Source organism: Streptomyces sp. NPDC002004 (assembly GCF_053593975.1).
On sequence record NZ_JBSFDP010000045.1, the window covers coordinates 1 to 19,157 of the forward strand.

Genomic DNA, 19,157 nt, shown 5'->3' on the forward strand with positions numbered 1-19,157 from the left:
GGCCGGGGGCGCGGTGGGCGCGGCCGGTGCCGGCCGGTCCTTCCTGGGCCGGCGCTTGGTCGAACCCTGGGCGACGCCGTACCCGACCAGGACGGGCTGCCGGCCCTGCGGCTCGCTCTCCTCCGGTGCCGGGGCCGGGACCTCGGCCGGAGCCTCCGGCGCGGCCGTGTCCCCGGGCTCACCACCGACACCGACGGAGATGATCACCTGGCCGACGTCGACCGTCGTGCCCTCGGGGAACCGGAGCTCCCGGACGACCCCGTCCCACGGGATCGGCAGCTCCACCGCCGCCTTGGCCGTCTCGACCTCGCACACGATCTGCCCGTCGGTGACGAAGTCACCGGGCTGGACGTACCACTTGAGGATCTCGGCCTCGGTCAGTCCTTCGCCGACGTCGGGCATCTTGAACTCGCGCACGGACGCCTCTGTCATCGTCGTCACGACCCTCTCCTCAGTACGCCAGCGAGCGGTCGACGGCGTCGAGCACTCGGTCGAGCCCTGGCAGGTACTCCTCCTCCAGCCGCGCCGGTGGATACGGCGCGTGGTACCCGCCGACCCGCAGCACCGGGGCCTCGAGGTGGTAGAAGGACCGCTCCGTGATGCGCGCGGCGATCTCCGCGCCGGTGCCGAGGAACACGGGGGCCTCGTGCACCACGATCAGGCGGCCGGTCTTCTCCGCCGACGCCTGGACGGTGTCGAAGTCGACGGGCGAGAGCGACCGGAGGTCGACGACCTCCAGCGACCGGCCCTCCTCCTCGGCGGCGGCCGCCGCCTCCAGGCAGACCTTCACCATCGGGCCGTACGCCACGAGGGTCACATCGGTGCCCTCGCGCGCGACGCGCGCCTTGTGCAGCGGGGCGGGAATAGCCTCGGGGTCGACCTCGCCCTTGTCCCAGTAGCGCCGCTTCGGCTCGAAGAAGATCACCGGGTCGTCGCTCTGGATGGCCTGCTGCATCATCCAGTAGGCGTCGGACGAGTTCGACGGGGAGACCACCTTCAGGCCCGCGACGTGCGCGAACAGCGCCTCGGGCGACTCGCTGTGGTGCTCGACCGCGCCGATGCCGCCGCCGTAGGGGATGCGGATGACGACCGGCAGCTTGATCTTGCCGAGCGCCCGCGCGTGCATCTTGGCGAGCTGGGTGACGATCTGGTCGTACGCAGGGAAGACGAAGCCGTCGAACTGGATCTCCACGACCGGGCGGTAGCCGCGCAGCGCGAGGCCGATCGCGGTGCCGACGATGCCGGACTCGGCCAGCGGCGTGTCGATGACGCGGTCCTCGCCGAAGTCCTTCTGCAGTCCGTCGGTCACACGGAAGACGCCGCCGAGCTTGCCGACGTCCTCACCCATGATGACGACCTTCGGGTCGGTCTCGAGGGCCTTGCGCAGCGATTCGTTGATCGCCTTGGCGAGGGGCAACTTCTGTACGGCCATGGCTACTTGACCTCTCCGTCCGCGAACGACGCCTGGTAGGCGGCGAACTGAGCGCGCTCCTCGTCCACGAGGGCGTGCCCGTCCGCGTACACGTTCTCGAAGATCGCGAAGTGGTCCGGGTCGGGCATGGCCCGCACCACCTCCCGCACTCGCTTGCCCAACGCTTCGCTCTCCGCTTCGAGTTCCGCGAAGAACTTCTCGTCCGCGTGGTTCGAGGCCTCCAGGTACCGGCGAAGGCGCAGGATCGGGTCCTTGGCCTCCCATGCCTCGCGCTCCTCGTCGGCGCGGTACCGGGTCGGGTCGTCGGAGGTGGTGTGCGCGCCCATGCGGTAGGTGAACGCCTCGACGAGGGTCGGGCCCTCGCCGCGGCGGGCCCGCTCCAGGGCCCACTTCGTCACGGCGAGGCAGGCGAGGACGTCGTTGCCGTCGACACGGACGCCGGGGAAGCCGTAGCCCTGTGCGCGCTGGTAGAGCGGCACACGGGTCTGCTTCTCGGTGGGCTCGGAGATCGCCCACTGGTTGTTCTGGCAGAAGAACACGACGGGGGCGTTGTAGACCGCGGAGAAGGTGAACGACTCGGCGACGTCGCCCTGGCTGGAGGCACCGTCACCGAAGTACGCGATCACGGCCGAGTCCGCGCCGTCCTTGGCGATGCCCATGGCATAGCCGGTGGCGTGCAGGGCCTGCGAGCCGATGACGATCGTGTACAGGTGGAAGTTGTTGCTGTTGGGGTCCCAGCCGCCGTTGTTCACGCCGCGGAACATGCCCAGCAGGTTCGTCGGGTCGACCCCGCGGCACCACGCCACCCCGTGCTCGCGGTAGGTCGGGAAGACGTAGTCGTCCTCGCGGGTCGCGCGGCCCGAGCCGATCTGCGCGGCCTCCTGGCCGAGCAGCGACGCCCACAGACCGAGCTCGCCCTGGCGCTGCAGGGCGGTGGCCTCGGCGTCGAAGCGGCGGGTCAGCACCATGTCCCGGTACAGCCCGCGCAGCTCCTCGGGCGTGATGTCGGCGACGTACGCGTCGTACTCAGCGCTCTTGACCCGCTCGCCCTCCGGGGTCAGCAGCTGGACGAGGTCGTGCTGGGCGCCCGGTGGCTTTTTCGCAGCGGTGCGCTTGCGCGGCTTGCGCGCGGCAGTGCTCTCCACGGTCACGTGTGCTCCTCCGTCGTTCCGGCCCCCGGGGTCGCCGGGAACCGTGGGGGTCCCCCTGCTCCTCGAGAGCCCGGGGGAGGCTCGCCTGGTCCCTACACGCGCACGGGGTGGGTGCGACTCGGCCGGGAACAGGCGTGACAGGTGCCCCGGCGAGCGCCCTGCAAAAGGCACGTTACCCAGAGCTTCCCATAACTGTGAAACCCCACCTGACCTGCAATTTTGCTTGGATTTCCAAGTAAAACCGCGAAGTGGGGAACAGTCGCTGGTCACAGCACTGGTGCGGACCTTTGCAAGTGGCCGGAACATCGGCACGTTATCCCGGCCACCCCGGCGCGGGGAAGAGCCGCCGAAAGCGTCCTCCTAGATCATGTGTGAGACTGACTCCGTGCGCGAAGTGGTAAAAATCAGGGTATTTCTTCTGGACGACCATGAGGTGGTCCGGCGCGGCGTCCACGAGCTGCTCTCCGTCGAGCAGGACATCGAGGTGGTCGGCGAGGCCGGCACCGCCGCCGACGCCCTGGCACGGATCCCGGCGACGCGGCCCGACGTGGCCGTGCTCGACGTACGCCTCCCGGACGGCAGCGGCGTCGAGGTGTGCCGCGAGATCCGCTCCCGGGACGGATCCGTCAGATGCCTGATGCTGACCTCGTTCGCCGATGACGAGGCTCTTTTCGACGCGATCATGGCGGGCGCCTCGGGGTACGTCCTGAAGGCCATCCGCGGCACCGAGCTGCTGACCGCCGTGCGCGACGTGGCCGCCGGGAAGTCCCTGCTCGACCCGGTGGCGACCGCGAGCGTCCTGGAGCGGCTGCGCACCGGGGGCCGCGCCAGGGACGACGACCGGCTCGCGAGCCTCACCGAGCAGGAGCGCAGAATCCTCGACCTGATCGGCGAGGGCCTCACCAACCGCGCCATCGGTGAACGGCTGCACCTGGCCGAGAAAACGATCAAGAATTACGTCTCCGGCCTGCTGTCGAAGCTGGGCATGGAACGCCGCTCGCAGGCGGCGGCGTATGTCGGGCGCATGCAGGCCGAAAAGCGCTGACCTCGTCGAATGGCGCCGACCGCGGAATGGCGTTGACCTGGTCGAATGATGCCGGCCTCGTCGAATGGCGCCGGTCACGATCAAGATCCCGGAACATGCCGGGGACGCCTTTCCCGGTCAGCTTTCCCGGTCAGCCGTCCGGAAGGACTCATGCCATTCCCATAAGGGGCCCGCCAGGGGTCGTATCAGGAGCTTTTCAGGATTCGATCAGGAGGTATCCCGAGGACCGCCCCACAGCCACCTCATGCGGTCATCCGATCGCCCTGTGTGACAAGACGCAGGTCCGGCGCCGCCCGGTGCCCTAACATCTGGCGCGTGCCGCGCTCATATGCACCCTGCCTCAGCCTCCCTGCCCCGCGCGCGAAGGACGGACCCCCGCCCTCCTCCCGCGTGCCTCCCCCGCTGGGTGCCCTGCTCCCGCGCTACGACGCCGGAGCCCCGCTGACCTGCGAGCCCGTCGACCAGGGCCTCCTCAACCGCGGCTACCGCCTCGCCACCACCCGCGGCCGCTACTTCCTCAAGCACCACTTCGACCCCGAGACGGCCGACCCGGCCGCCATCGCCCGCCAGCACCGGGCGACCCAGCGGCTCGCCGACCTCGGCGTCCCGGTCGCCCCGCCGCTGACCGGAAGGGACGGACGGACGGTCGCCGTCATCGGCGGGCACTACTACGCCCTGCACCCCTGGATCGACGGGCGGCACCGCCACGGGGGGCAGCTGACCACCGTCCAGTGCCGGCGCCTCGGAGCGCTCCTGGGCCGCGTGCACGCCGCCCTCGAGGGCGTCATGGGGGCCGTGGGGGCGGCACCCCGGGCACCGCAGGAGAGCGCCGACCCGGAGGCCACCTTCGGCGTGATCGACGACCTGCTGGCCCGCGTGCGACGGCACCGCCCCGCCGACGCCTTCGACGAACTCGCGCGGTACCGGCTGCAGGAGCGGCGCGCCCTGCTGGAGCGGTACGCATCCCTGCGGCCGCCCGCGGCACGCACGGTGGGCTGGACGCACGGCGACTTCCACCCGTTCAACCTGCTCTACCGCGGCGGCGAACCGGCCGCCATCGTCGACTGGGACCGGCTCGGCGTCCAGCCGCGCGCGGAGGAGGCCGTCCGCGCCGCCGTGATCTTCTTCGTACGTCCCGTCGGCACCCTGGACCTGCCGAAGGTGCGGGCCTACGCGCGGGCGTACCGCCGGGCGGCGGGCGCCGGGGCCGCCGAACTCGCGGCCGCCGTCCACCGCGTGTGGTGGGAGCGCCTCAACGACTTCTGGATGCTGCGCTGGCACTACGAGCGCGACGACCGCCGGGCCGATCCCCAATTCCCCGCCGCATCCGCGCTGGTGGTCTGGTGGACGCGCGAATACGGGGCCGTGCGCGAGGCGTTCGCCGGGTAGGACGGAAAACGCCCTCCCCGCGCGTGGGGAGGGCGTTCTCGTCGCGAGCGGCGTCCGCCGGGCGGGACGTCCGGGACGCCGTCAGCCGAGCGGGCCGCTCCCGCCGGCGTCCGTCGGGTCCGGGCTCACCGGGGCGTCCGACGTGGGGTCCGTCGGCTCGTCCGTGGCCGGGTCCGTCGGAGTGTCCGTGGCCGGGTCCGTCGGCTCATCCGTCGTCGGGTCCGTCGGCTCGTCCGTCGTCGGGTCCGTGGGCGACTGCTGTCCGCCCGTCGGCTCCGAGGTCGAGGGCCAGTCGGAGCCGTCGTCGGTCGGAGCGGTGTCCGGGTCCGTGGCCTCGTCGCTCGGCGTCTCCTCGGCGCTCTTAGTCGGCTTCCTGGGCTTGCTCGAGTGCGTCTGCGTCTGCTTGTGGTCGTTGCCCTTGTCGGTGCCGGGGCTGCCCGCGTTGTTCATCGCCAGGGCGACGCCCGCCGCGATGGCGATCACCGCGAGCACGGCGAGGATCCACAGCTTGCCGCGGCCGTTGCCCCGGTTGCCGCCGCCCTCGAAGCCGCCGTCGTCGCGGCCCACGGACGGCAGGATCGGCTGCGGGATCTGCGCGGTGCCCGCGTCACCGGGGTGCGGCAGTGCGGTCGTGCCCGCGAGACCGGTGGCCGGCGTGTGCGCGCCCTCGTGCATCTCGACGAGCCCGGTGTTCCAGATGCCGCCGGTGTGGCTGCCCTGGTCGTACAGCATCTGCAGCGCGTACTGGACGAGTCCGCGCATCTCCTCGGCGGTCTGGAACCGGTCGTCCGGGTCCTTGGCGAGGGAGCGCATGACGAGCCCGTCGAGCTCCGGCGCCGCAGCGTCCGACACCTCCGACGGCGGCACCGGCATGTCCTGGACGTGCTGGTAGACGACCGACAGCGGCGTCTCGCCGGTGAACGGCGGGCGCAGCGCGAGGAGTTCGTAGAGCAGACAGCCGGTCGCGTACAGGTCGCTGCGGTGGTCGACCGCCTTGCCGAGCGCCTGCTCGGGCGACAGGTACTGGGGCGTGCCCATGACCATGCCGGTCTGCGTCATCGTGGACTGCGCGCCGTGCAGGGCACGCGCGATGCCGAAGTCCATCACCTTCACCGCGCCGGAGTTGGTGATGATCACGTTCGCCGGCTTGATGTCGCGGTGCACGATGCCGTGCTGGTGCGAGTAGGCGAGCGCCTCGAGGACCCCGGAGACGATGATCAGCGCCTGCTCGGGCCCGGGGGCCTCGGCGCTGATCAGCAGGTCGCGGATCGTACGGCCCTCGACCAGCTCCATGACGATGTACGGGACGGTGCTGTGGCCGACCTGGTCCTCACCGGAGTCGTACACCGCAACCACGGCATGGTGGTTGAGTCCCGCGACGGACTGGGCCTCGCGCGTGAAGCGCGCCTTGGACACGGGGTCCTCGGCCAGGTCGGAGCGGAGCAGCTTGACGGCGACCGTGCGGCCGAGTCGTACGTCCTCGGCGGCGAACACCTCGGCCATGCCGCCCCGGCCGAGTCTGTGGGTCAGCCGGTACCTGCCGTCTCCGACAAGCCCGCCGTTGCCCCACATCTCCGGCGCGTCTGACATACCGCCGCCAGTCGCCTCGGGGTCGGACGGGCCCTGAGCGCGCTGCGTCTGTGCCATCAGTCCTCGCCGTCGTTTTCTGCCCGCGGTTGCGCGGTGGTCTTACGGTCTCCGTCGGGCCACGCTACAGCCTTCGCGCGGGCCCCCGGTCCGAGATTGACCGGCCATCCAACCTCGCACGGCCCCACCCGGGCAAATCCGGTACGGCCCGCATGGCGCACCTGTAACGCTTCCGCGACGCTTCTTGCGCGTACGGTCACGGAACGGGCACCGAGCTTGACGTGTCCGTGCCCTCGGGCAGACTTGGGCCGGAAACAGCGGTAATGGATCACCGACAGCGGGGCCGCGGGCGACAGCTTCCGCCCGCGCCGATGGGGGACGCACAAACATGAGCCAGGACGGCGCACAGGGCCGGTACATGGGGCGCTCGGTGGCCGGCGGGCGCTATCAGCTGCGGGATCTGCTCGGCGAAGGCGGCATGGCGTCGGTCCATCTCGCGTACGACTCCGTGCTCGACCGTCAGGTCGCGATCAAGACACTGCACACCGAGCTCGGCCGGGAGCAGGCGTTCCGCGAGCGGTTCCGCCGCGAAGCCCAGTCTGTGGCGAAGCTCACGCACACGAACATCGTCTCGGTCTTCGACACCGGCGAGGACGATCTCGACGGCATGACGACGCCGTACATCGTCATGGAGTACATCGAGGGCAAGCCGCTGGGCTCCGTCCTCGACGCGGACGTCCAGCAGTACGGCGCGATGCCCGCCGACAAGGCGCTGAAGATCACCGCCGATGTGCTGGCGGCGCTGGAGATCAGCCACGAGATGGGCCTGGTCCACCGCGACATCAAGCCCGGCAACGTGATGATGACCAAGCGCAACGTCGTCAAGGTCATGGACTTCGGCATCGCCCGCGCCATGCAGTCCGGTGTGACGTCCATGACACAGACCGGCATGGTCGTCGGCACACCGCAGTACCTGTCGCCCGAGCAGGCCCTGGGCCGGGGCGTGGACGCCCGCTCCGACCTCTACTCCGTCGGCATCATGCTGTTCCAACTGGTCACCGGACGGCTGCCGTTCGAGGCGGACTCGCCGCTGGCCATCGCGTACGCGCACGTCCAGGAGGAGCCGGTCGCCCCGTCCTCCATCAACCGCTCCCTGCCGCCGGCCGTGGACGCGCTGGTCGCCCGCGCCCTGAAGAAGAACCCGAACGAGCGCTTCCCGAGCGCCGAGGCGATGCGGGACGAGTGCCTGCGGATCGCACAGTCGCTCCAGCCGTCGGCGCCGCAGATCGTGGCGGGGGCACAGACGCAGAGCGGTGCGGGTGTGAGCTCGGCGGTCTTCCCGCCGGTCGACCAGTCGACCCAGGCGCCCACGGGCCCCGTCCAGGCGCCCTACCAGCCGGGGCCCTACGGCGCCCCGACCGCACCGATGGGCGGCTACGGCTACCCGCAGCAGGGCGGCTACCAGACGCCTGCCCCGGGCCCGTACGCCCCGCAGGCGGCCACCCCGCCGCCGTACACGATCTCCCCGCAGCAGACCTCGGTCGGCTCCTCCGGCGGCGGCAAGAAGTCCAGCATGCCGGTCGTCGTCGGCTCGATCGTCGTGGCCCTCGTCGCCATCGGCGGACTGATCACGGCGCTGACGCTGAACAGCGGCGGCGGTGGCAACAAGGGCGGCGCCCAGGCGAGCCACTCCGCGTCGAAGAAGCCCGGCTTCCGCGGGCCGGACAAGACGAAGACGATGGAAACGACGGAATGCACGGAGCCCACCAAGTCGTACGACGACGAGAAGAAGATCGAGCTGCCCGACTTCGTCTTCAAGAACTGGGACTCGGTGCGGTCCTGCCTTCAGGCGGCGGGCTGGCACTACAAGCTCAACAAGGTCGACGAGAACACCTACGGCCAGGACACGATCATGGATCAGTTCCCCAAGGCCGACACGGCCGTCGACCCGAAGGACCCCGGCGAGATCCAGCTGAACATCTCCACCGGCAACCCGTCCTGACCGGATGACCGGAGCTCCGTCCGGAGCACGACGTGAAGAAGGGGCCCGGCCACGCACGCTGCGTGGCCGGGCCCCTTTTCCTCACGGCTGCGCCGGGTCGGCCTGCTTACAGGTACGGCCCCCCGGAACGGCCCGCGTTGCGCTGTACGTCCTCGTCGTCAAGGGCACCCATGCCCGGCGGCAGCGCACGGCGCATCTGTTCGAGCTGGGCGCGCGCCGCCATCTGCTGGGCGAACAGCGTGGTCTGGATCCCGTGGAAGAGACCCTCCAGCCAGCCCACCAACTGGGCCTGCGCAATGCGCAGTTCCGATTCGCTCGGAACGACGTCGTCCGTGAACGGAAGGGAGAGCCGCTCCAGTTCCTCCACGAGCTCCGGCGCGAGCCCGTCCTCGAGCTCCTTCACCGAACTCGCGTGGATCTCCTTGAGACGCTGCCTGCTCGCCTCGTCGAGAGGCGCGACGCGCACCTCTTCCAGCAGTTGCTTGATCATGCTGCCGATGCGCATGACCTTGGCGGGCTGTTCCACCATCTCGGTCACCGGCACCTCGCGGGAGTCCTCGTCTCCACCGCCACCGATCGCCATACCGTCCTGGCCCACGACCAGGACGTGCGGGTTCTCCGGTGACCTTTCGTTCCTCGGCATCTCCATGCCGCCATTCTCTCGCACCCGTACGTGTCACCTCGGTGGTGCCCCCGCTTGACGGTGATCCACCGTGCACGGGTGCGCACGCACTGTACAAACAGGGTGCGATGTCCAAATTCCGGTCAGCCGCGGCGCAGCCTCAGCGCCAGGAAGGCCAGGCCCAGGCCGATGAGGACCAGTCCGGTGCCCAGCGGCAGCGGCTGGAACGCCTGGTCGGCGGCGCTGCCGGCGGTCTGCTCCCTGGTGCTGCCCGCCGCCTGCGGCGCGGGGGACGTGGACTGCGACGGCGTGGGTGTCGGCGTCGGGCTGGGCGTGGCCTCGTCGGACGAGTCGTCCGGGGAGTCGTCCCAGGGCGGGGAGTCGGCCTCGGAGTGCCGGTGGGGCTGGCTCTGCCGGTGGCGCTTGGGGTGGTCGGACGTCTCGGAGGGAGACGCCGACCGCGGCGGGTCCGCGCTCCGCGAGGACGGGTCCGAGGGCTTGGGCTGCTTGCTCTTCGACGGCGACGGGGTCTTCGGGGGGTCCTGGTCCGTGTACGTCGGCACGTCGTCGCCCTTGCCGGGGGGCGACGGCTCGTCCCGCCCGGGGCGGTCATGCCCCTCACCCGGCCGGGTGCCCGCCCGGGACTCCTCGGGCGTCGCCGCAACGATCGGCCCCGGACCGGGCCCCGGCACCGTGCGCACCGGCCCGGGCTCCGCCGCGTGGGCGAGCGGGACGTGCGGCAGGAGCAGACGGGACAGATGGGTGGGCAGGCCGGGTGCCGGAAGCAGCAGGGCGGCGCCGATCAACAGTGGTGCGGCCCCGCGGAACACGCGGGGCCCAGGCCGTGGAGTCACGTCGGTGACCCCCCTCCGGGTCGAGCCGAGTCGCCAAGATCCGAAAAGCAAGATCAACGGAATAAGCGTCACATGGCTCGTGAATTCCGGCATCTTGACTGTTGGGATCCCGACGGCCCGCCCAGGGCGGAAGCTTGCCGCCTCACCTCACCGGGGGGCCTCCGCGCCACCGCCCGCCCGCGACGGATTCGGCCTCCCGGCCCGCCTCACCTGGCCCTGGGCGCCGAGCCCACGGACGGCCTGCGGGTGAGGCTGCGGGCCGACCGGCTCCTCGGGGCCTGTTCACCCGTCCGGACCACCTCCGCCCCCGGTGAGCCCACCGCCGGGGGCGGGGCGGGGTTGAGGCCCGGCGCCGTTCAGGCTCCGCGGGCCGCCTGCGCGCCGGGCGTGACGAGCAGCACCTTCCCCACGTGCCCGCTCTCCTCCACCACCCGGTGCGCCTGCGGCGCCTCGTTCATCGGCAGCACCCGGTCGACGATCGGCCGGACATGCCCGCCACCGATCAGCGGCCACACGTGCTCCCGAACGGCCGCCACGATCGCCGCCTTCTCGGCGAGGGGCCGACCCCGCAGCGAGGTCGCCGTGATCGCGCCTCGCTTGTTGAGCAGCGTCGCGATGTTCAGCTCGCCCTTGATGCCGCCCTGCATCCCGATGATCGCGAGCCGGCCGTTGACCGCGAGGGTGCGCACATTCCGGTCCAGGTACTTCGCGCCGATGATGTCGAGGATGACGTCCGCGCCCGCACCGTCGGTCGCCGAGCGGACCTCCTCGACGAAGTCCTGCTCGCGGTAGTCGATGAGGACGTCCGCGCCCAGCTCGGCGCAGCGTTCCAGCTTCTCCTTGCCGCCGGCCGTGACGGCGATCTTCGCGCCGACCGCCTTGGCGAGCTGGATGGCCATCGTGCCGATACCGCTCGCCCCGCCGTGCACCAGCAGCGTCTCGGCCGGCCGCAGGTGGGCGATCATGAACACGTTCGACCAGACGGTGCACGTCACCTCGGGCAGCGCGGCCGCTTCCACCAGGTCCGTGTTCTCCGGTACCGGTAGCAACTGACCGGCGGGCACGGCGACCTTCTCGGCGTACCCGCCGCCGGAGAGCAGTGCGCACACCTCGTCGCCGACGGCCCATCCGGAGACGCCGGGGCCCAGGGCGGCGATCCGTCCGGAGCACTCCAGACCGGGGTAGGGGGACGCCCCGGGCGGCGGATCGTAGAAGCCCTGCCGCTGCAACAGATCGGCTCGGTTGACGGCGCTGGCCACCACGTCGACCAGCACTTCGCCCTCGCCGGGCACAGGATCGGGCGCCTCCGTCCACACGAGCGCTTCGGGTCCGCCAGGTTCCGGAATCGTGATCGCATGCATGCCGCGAGGCTACTCCGCGCGGCCCTCACTCCCACGCTGCCGGCCCGCCCGGATCGACGGCGGCCGGCCGGCGGGCGCGCACCCCGCGGAACGGCGGGCTCACACCCGGCAGAAGGGCGGGCTCACACCCCACGGGAAGCGTTCGGTACCGCCCGCACGATCGTGATCAACCGATCCGTCAACTCCAGGGGCGCGGCCCCCGGATCGTCGTAGGCGAGCACGCGATGCCCTCGTACGACGCTCACCACCAGGTCGTCGGTCTCCCGCGTCCCACGGCCCACCTCGGCCCTGGTCACGGGCCGTTCGACGAGATCGAGCCCGCTGCCCTGCTGGATGAGGTCCTCCAGCACCCGGCTGGCGCTGGGGCTGAGCACCGCAAGCCCCAGCAGCCGCCCGGCCGCGCTGGAGCTCGTGATCACCGAGTCCGCGCCGGACTGTGCGAGCAACGGCGCGTTCTCCTCCTCCCGCACGGCAGCCACGATCTTCGCTCCCCGGTTCAGCTGTCGGGCCGTGAGCGTCACCAGGACTGCCGTGTCGTCGCGCTGCGTCGCGATGATGATCTGGCGCGCCTTCTGCACCTCGGCGTGCAGCAGTACGCCGGTGCGAGTGGCATCACCGACCACGCCCACATACCCCTCCGCGGAAGCCGCCTCGATCGCCTTCTCGTCGGGGTCGACGACGACCACCTGTTCCTTCCTCAGCCCCGTCGCACGGACCGTCTGAAGCGCGGAGCGCCCCTTGGTGCCGTATCCGACGACCACGGTGTGCTCACGCAAGGCCGACCTCCAGCGATTCAGCCGCCATTCGTCCCGGGTGCGCTCGGTGAGCACTTCGAGAGTCGTACCGACCAGGATGATCAGAAAGAGCACGCGCAGCGGCGTGATCACGAAGATGTTGGTGAGCCGGGCGGCGTCGCTGACCGGGGTGATGTCGCCGTATCCGGTGGTGGAGAGCGTGACGGTGGCGTAGTAGAAGGAGTCCAGCAGGCCCACCTTGCCGTCAGCGGCGTCCCGGTAGCCACCGGCATCCGCAAACACGATGAGCGCCGTGGCGACGAGCACCAGCAGGGCGAGCAGCACCCGTCTGCTGACCTGCCTGATCGGTCGTTGGACGGCTCGCCGCGGCAGTTTCACCCGATGGGTGACCAGGTGTTCGTCGGCCTGCCGGGCCATCGCGTCCCGGACCGACTGTTTCACGTGAAACACTCCCCGCTTCCCGGCAACACCCCGTTCCCGGGTAGCGACCAGGGCAGGTCGAGGATGTCCAGTTCCTGCCCGGACCGGGCTCCGCCGGGCGGCACGACCGCGAGACCATCGGCAACCGCCACACTCCGCAGCATCGCCGGCCCGTTGTAGTGCAGCGGCACGGCCCGGTCGTCGCGCAGGACGACGGGAACGAGCCGGGTGTCGTACGGGTGCCCGTGGACCTCCTCCCGCACGGGGGCGGTGTACGTCTCCGGGGCACGGCGGCCCGCGAGAGTGCGCAGCACCGGCTCGGCCAGGGTGAGCAGACCGGAGACGGCGGCGAGCGGATTGCCCGGCAGTCCGACCAGGTGCTGGTTCTCCCCGGTGCGCGCCAGCAGCATCGGGTGGCCCGGGCGGACCTTGACGCCGTCCACGAGGAGTTCCGCGCCCAGGCGCCCCAGCATGGGGTGCACATGGTCGACGGGGCCGCCCGCGGTGCCGCCGGTCGTGACGACCAGGTCGGCCTCGGACGCCGCGACCGCCTCGTACAGCGCGTCCTGGGTGTCGCCGAGGCGGCGTACCGCGATGACCTCCGCGCCGAACGACCTCAGCCACGGCGGCAGCATGGGGCCGAGCGCGTCCCGGATCAGCCCCTCGTGCGGCAGGCCCTCGCTGAGCAACTCGTCTCCCAGCACAAAGACTTCGGTGCGGGGGCGCGGAACGGTGAGCAGCGTGTCGTACCCGGCGGCGGCCGCCAGGCCGAGTACCGCGGGCGTGACCAGGGCACCGGGTGGCAGCAACTGATCGCCCGTGTGGCACTCCTGGCCGCGCGGGCGGATGTCCTGGCCGTGCACGACGGTGGGGGTCCCCCCTGCTCCAGCGGAGTCGAGAGCCCGGGGGAAGCCGAGGTGCAGACGGCCCTTGCTGTCGATATGGCCGTGTTCGCTGCGCAGGACGGCCGTGGCCTCCTGCGGCACCCGGGCGCCGGTGGCGATGCGCACCGCCTCGCCGTCCGCGAGCGGCGGGGGCGGCGCATGGCCCGCGAGGATCCCCTGGGCGTGCACGTGCCAGGGGCCCGGCCCCGAGACGGCCCAACCGTCCATGGCGGAGGTGTCGAAGGACGGCAGATCGGTGAGCGCGGTCAACGGTGCGGCGAGCACCAGACCGAGCGCCGCGTCGAGCGGTACGCGTACGGGCGTGCGCGGGGTGCGCGCGCGGGCTGCCCGTTCGGCGACGGCGCGGGCCTCGGGCCAGGGGGTGGCTCTGTGACCGCGGTTCTTCGTGGACGCCTTCCCTTTGTCGCCGTTCTCGCCGTTTTCGGCGTTCTCGCCGTTCTCGGCGTTCTCGCCGTTCTCGCCGTTCTCGGCGTTCTCGGCGTTCTCGGCATTGCCCTGCGCGTCGGCACGGCCCTGCCGGGCACTCGCCGGGAAACCCTCGGGGCTGTCCGAGTGCCGGGACCCTGAAGGGGCGGGGCGGGCGCGGTCCCCTGCCGACGAGGGGTCCTCGGAGGAGCCCGCGGGCTCGGACGACGCGGAGTTCGGCCGAGGGCCACTGTGCCGTGCGTGGGGTGCGCGGACGGGCGACCGCCATGCCGGACCGTCCGCGCGCCCCTCACGGGCGAGCGCCAGGGCGTCGTCGACGGCGAGGTCCTCGTCGGCGCGGACGGCATCGGCGAGCGGGAGGGCCGAGGCCAGGGCGCCGGGGACGCCGGTGTGGTCGGCGGCCCGGCCGGGCCGCCCCGGGTGCCCGGTCATCCGGCATCGTCCGGTCGGGCGTCGGACCGGTCCTCCTCGGCCCACCTCAGCGCGAGCGCCGCCGCCTTGCGTGCCGCATCGGCCACGGCCTCGGGGCCGCCCCCGGCCCGCGCGGCGGCGTATCCGACGAGGAAGGTCGTCAGTGGCGCTGCGGGCCTGGCGACCGAGTGCGCGGCGTCGCGGGCGAGGTCGAGCAGGACCCCGGTGTCGACGTCCAGGTCGATGCCCAGCTCGTCCTTGACTGCGGAAATCCATTCATCCAACACGTGCCCATGCTCCCTGATGCGTGCCCGGGCGACGGCGATGTCCTCCCAGGTGTCGCAGTCGAACGACGCGACGGGGTCGGTGATGCGGGTCAGGTCGAGCTCCGCCGTGAGCAGCCGCAGCGGCAGGCCGGTGAGATTTCCGTGCTCGGCCGCGAGCAGGGCGATCTCCCGGCGCAGCGGCTCGCTCCGGTAGGCGGCGACGAGAGGCTGGTCGCGCCCACCGGGGTCGGTGAGCAGGGCGCCGTCGGCGCGGCCCGCCGTGAGCGCGGCGAGCAGCCGGTGCACGGTGTCGGCGTGCAGGAACGGCAGATCGGCGGAGAGGACGACGACGCGGTCCGCCGAGGTGTGGCGCAGCCCGGCGTCGAGTGCGGCGAGGGGCCCCGCGCCGGGCGGGTTCTCGCGCGCCCAGACGACCGTGCGTGGGGTGGGTCTGCGCCCGGCGACCACGACGGTGGTGGCCGCGTCCGAACAGGCGGCGAGCACACGGTCGAGCAGGGCACGGCCGCCGACCCTGAGGCCGGGCTTGTCCGCGCCGCCGAGCCGTCTGGCGGCGCCTCCGGCGAGCACGACTGCGTCGAACACGGGCGCGGCGGACCGGCCCCCCACCTGGTCCTCGGGCGCGTACGCGGTCATCCCCCGAGTATGGGCGCCCGATAGATCAGCACCACCCCGATCGGGGGGTGGCCGGCGACGCGATGTCCGTCACAGGCCGCCCCACGGATCGCGCCGTGGCCGGCGGGTTCCGTGGGGCGGCGTGTGAGGGCGGTGTCACAGCGTGCGCAGCAGCACCGCCGGCTGTTCCACGCAGTCCGCGACGTAGCGCAGGAAGCCGCCTGCCGTACCGCCGTCGCACACCCGGTGATCGAAGGTGAGCGAGAGCTGCACGACCTGGCGCACCGCCAGCTCTCCCCGGTGGACCCAGGGCTTGGGCACGATCCGGCCGACGCCGAGCATGGCCGCCTCGGGGTGGTTGATGATCGGTGTGGAGCCGTCGACCCCGAACACGCCGTAGTTGTTCAAGGTGAAGGTGCCCCCGGTGAGTTCGGCCGGGGTCAGGGTGCCCGCCCGCGCCGACTCGGTCAGCCGCGCGAACTCGGCGGTCAGCGACTCCACGTCCCGCGTATGCGCGTCCCGGACGACGGGCACGACCAGCCCTCGCTCGGTCTGTGCGGCGAACCCGAGGTGCACGCCGTCCAGCCGGACGATCTCGCGGGCCTCCATGTCGACCGTGGAGTTGAGCTCCGGGTAGCGGGCCAGGGCCGCGGTGCAGATACGGGCGAGCAGTGCCAGGACGGAGATCTTCGGTCCGCCCGCGGCGTTCATGGCCGCCCGTGTGTTCATCAACTCCGTGGCGTCGGCGTCCACCCAGCAGGTGGCGTCGGGGATCTCCCGGCGGCTGCGCGTCAGCTTGTCGGCGACGGCTCCCCGGACGCCCCGCAACGGGATGCGCGTCCCGGTTGCCGCGGCGCCACCGCGCCCGGCGGAGGCGGCGCCCGCGGCTGCGGGCCCGGCGGTCGCGTGCGCTGCCGTCCGGGGCGTTGCCGCACCGAGCGGGGCCGTCGAGGGGGCGGTCCGGGCCAGCATCGCCTGCTCGACGTCGGCCCGCAGGATGAGCCCGTCCCGGCCCGTGCCCGCCACCTGGCGCAGGTCCAGGCCGTTCTCGCGTGCCAGTTTCCGCACGAGCGGCGAGATCACCGGCACGGGACCCGTGGTCTGCGGGCGGGCCGACGGAACGGGGGCGCCCGGGGGCGGGGCCACCGTCTGCTTCGCGGATCCGGCGGACCGCACGGCACCCGTCGCCGCTCCCTGGGATCCGTTCGCCAGGCTCGCGGGGCGTACCCTGCGGCGCCTGGCCGGCGCGGCGCCGGTGCCGTAGCCCACCAATACGTTCCCGGATGTCTCCTCGCCCGCGTCGCCGTTCACGCCGGGTGCGGCGGGGGCGTCCGCGGACGCTCCCACGGTCTCGGCGGGCTCCCCGACGGCGACGGTCAACAGCGGTGCTCCCACGGGGAGTTCCGTGCCCTCTTCGCCGAAGCGGGCCGTCACCACGCCGCCGTAGGGGCAGGGGACCTCGACCATCGCCTTGGCGGTCTCCACCTCGACCACCGGCTGGTCGATCGCGACGACATCACCCACCTGCACGAGCCAGCGGACGATCTCGGCCTCGGTCAGCCCCTCGCCGAGGTCGGGCAGCGTGAACTCCAATACCTGCGCCATCAGCTCTCCGCCTCCCACTGCAGTCGCGCCACCGCGTCCAGGATCCGGTCGACGCCCGGCAGATGGTGACGCTCCAGCATCGGCGGCGGATACGGGATGTCGAACCCGGCGACCCGCAGCACCGGCGCCTCCAGGTGGTGGAAACAGCGCTCGGTGACCCGCGCGGCGATCTCCCCTCCCGGACCGCCGAACCCGTTGGACTCGTGGACCACGACCGCGCGCCCGGTCCGTCGCACGGAGGCGCACACCGTCTCGTCGTCGAACGGCACCAGCGAGCGCAGATCGACGACTTCGAGGTCCCACCCCTCGGCCTGTGCGGCCTCGGCCGCCTCCATGCAGACGGGCAGGGACGGCCCGTACGTGATGAGCGTGGCGCTGCGGCCCGGACGCCTGACCACCGCGCGGCCGATCGGCTCGACGGCCTGCGGCTGCTCGGGGTTCCAGTCGGCCTTGGACCAGTACAGCCGCTTGGGCTCCAGGAAGACCACCGGGTCGTCGGAGGCTATGGCCGCCCGCAGCAGCCCGTAGGCGTCGGCGACCGTCGCGGGCGTGACGACATGGAGTCCCGGAGTCGCCATGTAGTACGCCTCGGAGGAATCGCTGTGGTGCTCCACACCGCCGATCCCGCCGCCGTAGGGCACGCGGACGGTGATGGGCATCGGCATGGCGCCCCGGGTGCGGTTGCGCATCCGCGCCACATGCGAGATCAGTTGTTCGAAGGCGGGGTAGGCGAAGGCGTCGAACTGCATCTCCACGACGGGACGCAGCCCGTACATGGCCATGCCGACGGCGGTGCCCAGGATGCCCGCCTCGGCGAGCGGTGTGTCCGTGCACCGGTCGTCGCCGAACTCCTTGGCGAGCCCGTCGGTGATCCGGAAGACGCCGCCGAGGGTGCCGACGTCCTCCCCCATCACATGCACCGAGGGGTCCTCGGCCATGGCGTCCCGCATCGCGCGGCCGAGGGCCTGCGCCATGGTGGCCGGCTTGGCCTTCGCTGCGACGGTGCTCATCGTCCGGTTCCTTCCGGCTCGTCCTCGGACGCCACGAGCTCGGCGCGCAACTGGGCGGCCTGCTCGCGCAGTTGTGCGGTCTGCTCGGCGAACACCTGCGTGAACAGGTCCATCGGCTCGAGCGAGGGGTCCTGGTTCATGTGCTCGCGCAGATCCGCCGCCATCCGCTCGGCATCGTCCCGCGCGGCCTGTATGCCGGCTTCGTCGAGCAGTCCGCGCTCGGTCAACTCGTGCTCCAGCAGGGCGATCGGGTCGTGGGCCCGCCAGGCCTCCACCTCGGAATCGCCGCGGTAGCGGGTGGCGTCGTCGGCGTTGGTGTGGGCGTCGATGCGGTACGTCACCGCCTCCACGAGGGTCGGCCCGCCTCCGTTGCGTGCGTGCCGCACCGCGTCGCTCAGCACCTCGTGCACCGCGGCCGCGTCATTGCCGTCGACCAGGCGGCCCGGCATGCCGTAGCCGACGGCCTTGTGGGCAAGCGACGGCGCGGCGGTCTGCTTGGCCAACGGCACCGAGATCGCGAAGCCGTTGTTCTGCACCAGGAAGACGACGGGGGCCTGCCATACGGCGGCGAAGTTCAGTGCCTCGTGGAAGTCGCCCTCGCTGGTGCCGCCGTCGCCGACCATGGCGAGGGCGACCACGTCGTCGCCCTTCAACCGTGCGGCGTGCGCGAGGCCCACGGCGTGCGGAAGCTGGGTGGCGAGCGGGGTGCACAGGGGGGCCACGCGGTGCTCGTACGGGTCGTACCCGGTGTGCCAGTCACCGCGCAGCAGCGTCAGGGCCTGCACCGGGTCGACGCCGCGGGCCACGGCGGCGAGCGTGTCGCGGTAGCTGGGGAACAGCCAGTCCTGCTCCTGGAGGACCAGTGCGGCGGCGACCTCGCAGGCCTCCTGGCCGGTGCTCGACGGGTAGACAGCGAGCCGCCCCTGCTTGGTCAGGGCCGTCGCCTGCACGTTGTACCGGCGACCGCGCACCAGCTCCGTGTACAGACGGCGCAGCAGCCCGGGGTCGGCCTTGGCGGCGGCCTCGGTGCCCAGCACGCGGTACGGCTCCGCGTCGGGCAGCAGCGGCGCGGGGTCGATACGGGGCTTCCAGGCGGGGGGCGGGGTCGGACGGTAGCCGTCCCGCTGCTCCATGACCTGCGTGCTGTGCCTCTTCACCGCGTGCACCTCCTCGTACTGGGGGTTCCCCGGCGGGATTCCGGGGAGGTCTCCTCGTGGGAGCGACCGAGGCGCGGCGTGTGAGGCGCCTCTCCCTACCGATTGTTCGGTCGTCGGCACATTTTG

16 protein-coding genes are annotated in these 19,157 nt (G+C 71.9%); 3 read left to right on the forward strand and 13 right to left on the reverse strand.

The annotated features are described in order from the left end of the window. The 3 genes from ACWCP6_RS33970 to pdhA (ACWCP6_RS33980) form a co-directional block, all read right to left on the reverse strand. Window positions 1-441: biotin/lipoyl-containing protein (locus ACWCP6_RS33970; protein WP_450936482.1), on the reverse strand; the 441-nt coding region annotated here is incomplete at its 3' end. A gap of 10 nt (window positions 442-451) precedes the next feature. Beyond that, window positions 452-1,432 carry an alpha-ketoacid dehydrogenase subunit beta gene (locus ACWCP6_RS33975; protein WP_450936483.1) on the reverse strand — a complete coding sequence of 327 codons (981 nt, stop codon included), beginning with the start codon at window positions 1,430-1,432 and terminating at the stop codon, window positions 452-454. A gap of 2 nt (window positions 1,433-1,434) precedes the next feature. Continuing rightward, complete coding sequence (pdhA, locus tag ACWCP6_RS33980; protein ID WP_450936484.1) at window positions 1,435-2,583, reverse strand: pyruvate dehydrogenase (acetyl-transferring) E1 component subunit alpha; 1,149 nt, start codon at window positions 2,581-2,583, stop codon at window positions 1,435-1,437. Between the two features lie 385 nt (window positions 2,584-2,968). Here pdhA (ACWCP6_RS33980) and ACWCP6_RS33985 point away from each other — a divergent pair, with 385 nt between their 5' ends. Together ACWCP6_RS33985 and ACWCP6_RS33990 are read left to right on the forward strand one after the other, a co-directional pair. After that, on the forward strand, window positions 2,969-3,628 hold the full coding sequence (locus tag ACWCP6_RS33985; protein WP_450936485.1) for a response regulator: 660 nt from the start codon (window positions 2,969-2,971) through the stop codon (window positions 3,626-3,628). 390 nt (window positions 3,629-4,018) lie between these two features. Next, a complete protein-coding gene (locus ACWCP6_RS33990; RefSeq protein ID WP_450936486.1) occupies window positions 4,019-5,017 on the forward strand; it encodes a phosphotransferase in 999 nt (332 codons plus the stop codon). An 81-nt stretch (window positions 5,018-5,098) separates the two neighbouring features. Here the strand turns inward: ACWCP6_RS33990 and ACWCP6_RS33995 are convergent, their stop codons facing one another. Next, window positions 5,099-6,664: a protein kinase domain-containing protein gene (locus ACWCP6_RS33995; protein WP_450936487.1), complete on the reverse strand. Its 1,566-nt coding sequence runs from the start codon at window positions 6,662-6,664 to the stop codon at window positions 5,099-5,101. Between the two features lie 328 nt (window positions 6,665-6,992). Between ACWCP6_RS33995 and ACWCP6_RS34000 the strand changes: the two genes are divergently transcribed. Beyond that, entirely contained in the window at window positions 6,993-8,606 is a 1,614-nt protein-coding gene (locus tag ACWCP6_RS34000; RefSeq protein ID WP_450936488.1) for a protein kinase domain-containing protein, read from the forward strand. Window positions 8,607-8,712: 106 nt separating this feature from the next. On the opposite strand, the gene ACWCP6_RS34005 is transcribed toward ACWCP6_RS34000, so the two are convergent. The 9 genes from ACWCP6_RS34005 to pdhA (ACWCP6_RS34045) form a co-directional block, all read right to left on the reverse strand. Beyond that, window positions 8,713-9,255 carry a bacterial proteasome activator family protein gene (locus ACWCP6_RS34005; protein WP_450936489.1) on the reverse strand — a complete coding sequence of 181 codons (543 nt, stop codon included), beginning with the start codon at window positions 9,253-9,255 and terminating at the stop codon, window positions 8,713-8,715. Window positions 9,256-9,371: 116 nt separating this feature from the next. Next, the gene (locus ACWCP6_RS34010; protein WP_450936490.1) at window positions 9,372-10,082 is read right to left on the reverse strand and encodes a hypothetical protein; all 711 of its coding nucleotides are present in this window, start codon (window positions 10,080-10,082) and stop codon (window positions 9,372-9,374) included. A 356-nt stretch (window positions 10,083-10,438) separates the two neighbouring features. Next, window positions 10,439-11,443 carry an NAD(P)H-quinone oxidoreductase gene (locus ACWCP6_RS34015; protein WP_450936491.1) on the reverse strand — a complete coding sequence of 335 codons (1,005 nt, stop codon included), beginning with the start codon at window positions 11,441-11,443 and terminating at the stop codon, window positions 10,439-10,441. Between the two features lie 122 nt (window positions 11,444-11,565). Continuing rightward, window positions 11,566-12,648: a potassium channel family protein gene (locus tag ACWCP6_RS34020; protein ID WP_450936492.1), complete on the reverse strand. Its 1,083-nt coding sequence runs from the start codon at window positions 12,646-12,648 to the stop codon at window positions 11,566-11,568. Continuing rightward, window positions 12,636-14,381 carry a molybdopterin molybdotransferase MoeA gene (locus tag ACWCP6_RS34025; RefSeq protein ID WP_450936493.1) on the reverse strand — a complete coding sequence of 582 codons (1,746 nt, stop codon included), beginning with the start codon at window positions 14,379-14,381 and terminating at the stop codon, window positions 12,636-12,638. The genes ACWCP6_RS34020 and ACWCP6_RS34025 overlap by 13 nt, the downstream gene beginning before the upstream one ends. After that, a complete protein-coding gene (locus tag ACWCP6_RS34030; protein WP_450936494.1) occupies window positions 14,378-15,280 on the reverse strand; it encodes an NTP transferase domain-containing protein in 903 nt (300 codons plus the stop codon). The genes ACWCP6_RS34025 and ACWCP6_RS34030 overlap by 4 nt, the downstream gene beginning before the upstream one ends. A gap of 135 nt (window positions 15,281-15,415) precedes the next feature. Then, entirely contained in the window at window positions 15,416-16,864 is a 1,449-nt protein-coding gene (locus tag ACWCP6_RS34035) for a dihydrolipoamide acetyltransferase family protein (protein WP_450936495.1), read from the reverse strand. Then, window positions 16,864-17,874 (reverse strand): alpha-ketoacid dehydrogenase subunit beta, encoded by a 1,011-nt coding sequence (locus tag ACWCP6_RS34040; RefSeq protein ID WP_450936496.1) that lies wholly within the window; start codon window positions 17,872-17,874, stop codon window positions 16,864-16,866. The genes ACWCP6_RS34035 and ACWCP6_RS34040 overlap by 1 nt, the downstream gene beginning before the upstream one ends. Next, complete coding sequence (pdhA, locus tag ACWCP6_RS34045) at window positions 17,871-19,007, reverse strand: pyruvate dehydrogenase (acetyl-transferring) E1 component subunit alpha (RefSeq protein ID WP_450936518.1); 1,137 nt, start codon at window positions 19,005-19,007, stop codon at window positions 17,871-17,873. Before pdhA (ACWCP6_RS34045) ends, ACWCP6_RS34040 begins: the two co-directional genes overlap by 4 nt. Between the last annotated feature and the right edge of the window lie 150 nt (window positions 19,008-19,157).

Bases quoted from the DNA above. Each gene is read 5' to 3' on its own strand.
- ACWCP6_RS34035 (WP_450936495.1), bottom strand. From the start codon at position 16,864: ATGGCGCAGGTATTGGAGTTCACGCTGCCCGACCTCGGCGAGGGGCTG.
- ACWCP6_RS33975 (WP_450936483.1), bottom strand. From the start codon at position 1,432: ATGGCCGTACAGAAGTTGCCCCTCGCCAAGGCGATCAACGAATCGCTG.
- ACWCP6_RS34015 (WP_450936491.1), bottom strand. From the start codon at position 11,443: ATGCATGCGATCACGATTCCGGAACCTGGCGGACCCGAAGCGCTCGTG.
- ACWCP6_RS34040 (WP_450936496.1), bottom strand. From the start codon at position 17,874: ATGAGCACCGTCGCAGCGAAGGCCAAGCCGGCCACCATGGCGCAGGCC.
- ACWCP6_RS34005 (WP_450936489.1), bottom strand. From the start codon at position 9,255: ATGGAGATGCCGAGGAACGAAAGGTCACCGGAGAACCCGCACGTCCTG.
- ACWCP6_RS34025 (WP_450936493.1), bottom strand. From the start codon at position 14,381: ATGACCGGGCACCCGGGGCGGCCCGGCCGGGCCGCCGACCACACCGGC.
- ACWCP6_RS33995 (WP_450936487.1), bottom strand. From the start codon at position 6,664: ATGGCACAGACGCAGCGCGCTCAGGGCCCGTCCGACCCCGAGGCGACT.
- ACWCP6_RS34030 (WP_450936494.1), bottom strand. From the start codon at position 15,280: ATGACCGCGTACGCGCCCGAGGACCAGGTGGGGGGCCGGTCCGCCGCG.
- ACWCP6_RS34000 (WP_450936488.1), top strand. From the start codon at position 6,993: ATGAGCCAGGACGGCGCACAGGGCCGGTACATGGGGCGCTCGGTGGCC.
- pdhA (WP_450936518.1), bottom strand. From the start codon at position 19,007: ATGGAGCAGCGGGACGGCTACCGTCCGACCCCGCCCCCCGCCTGGAAG.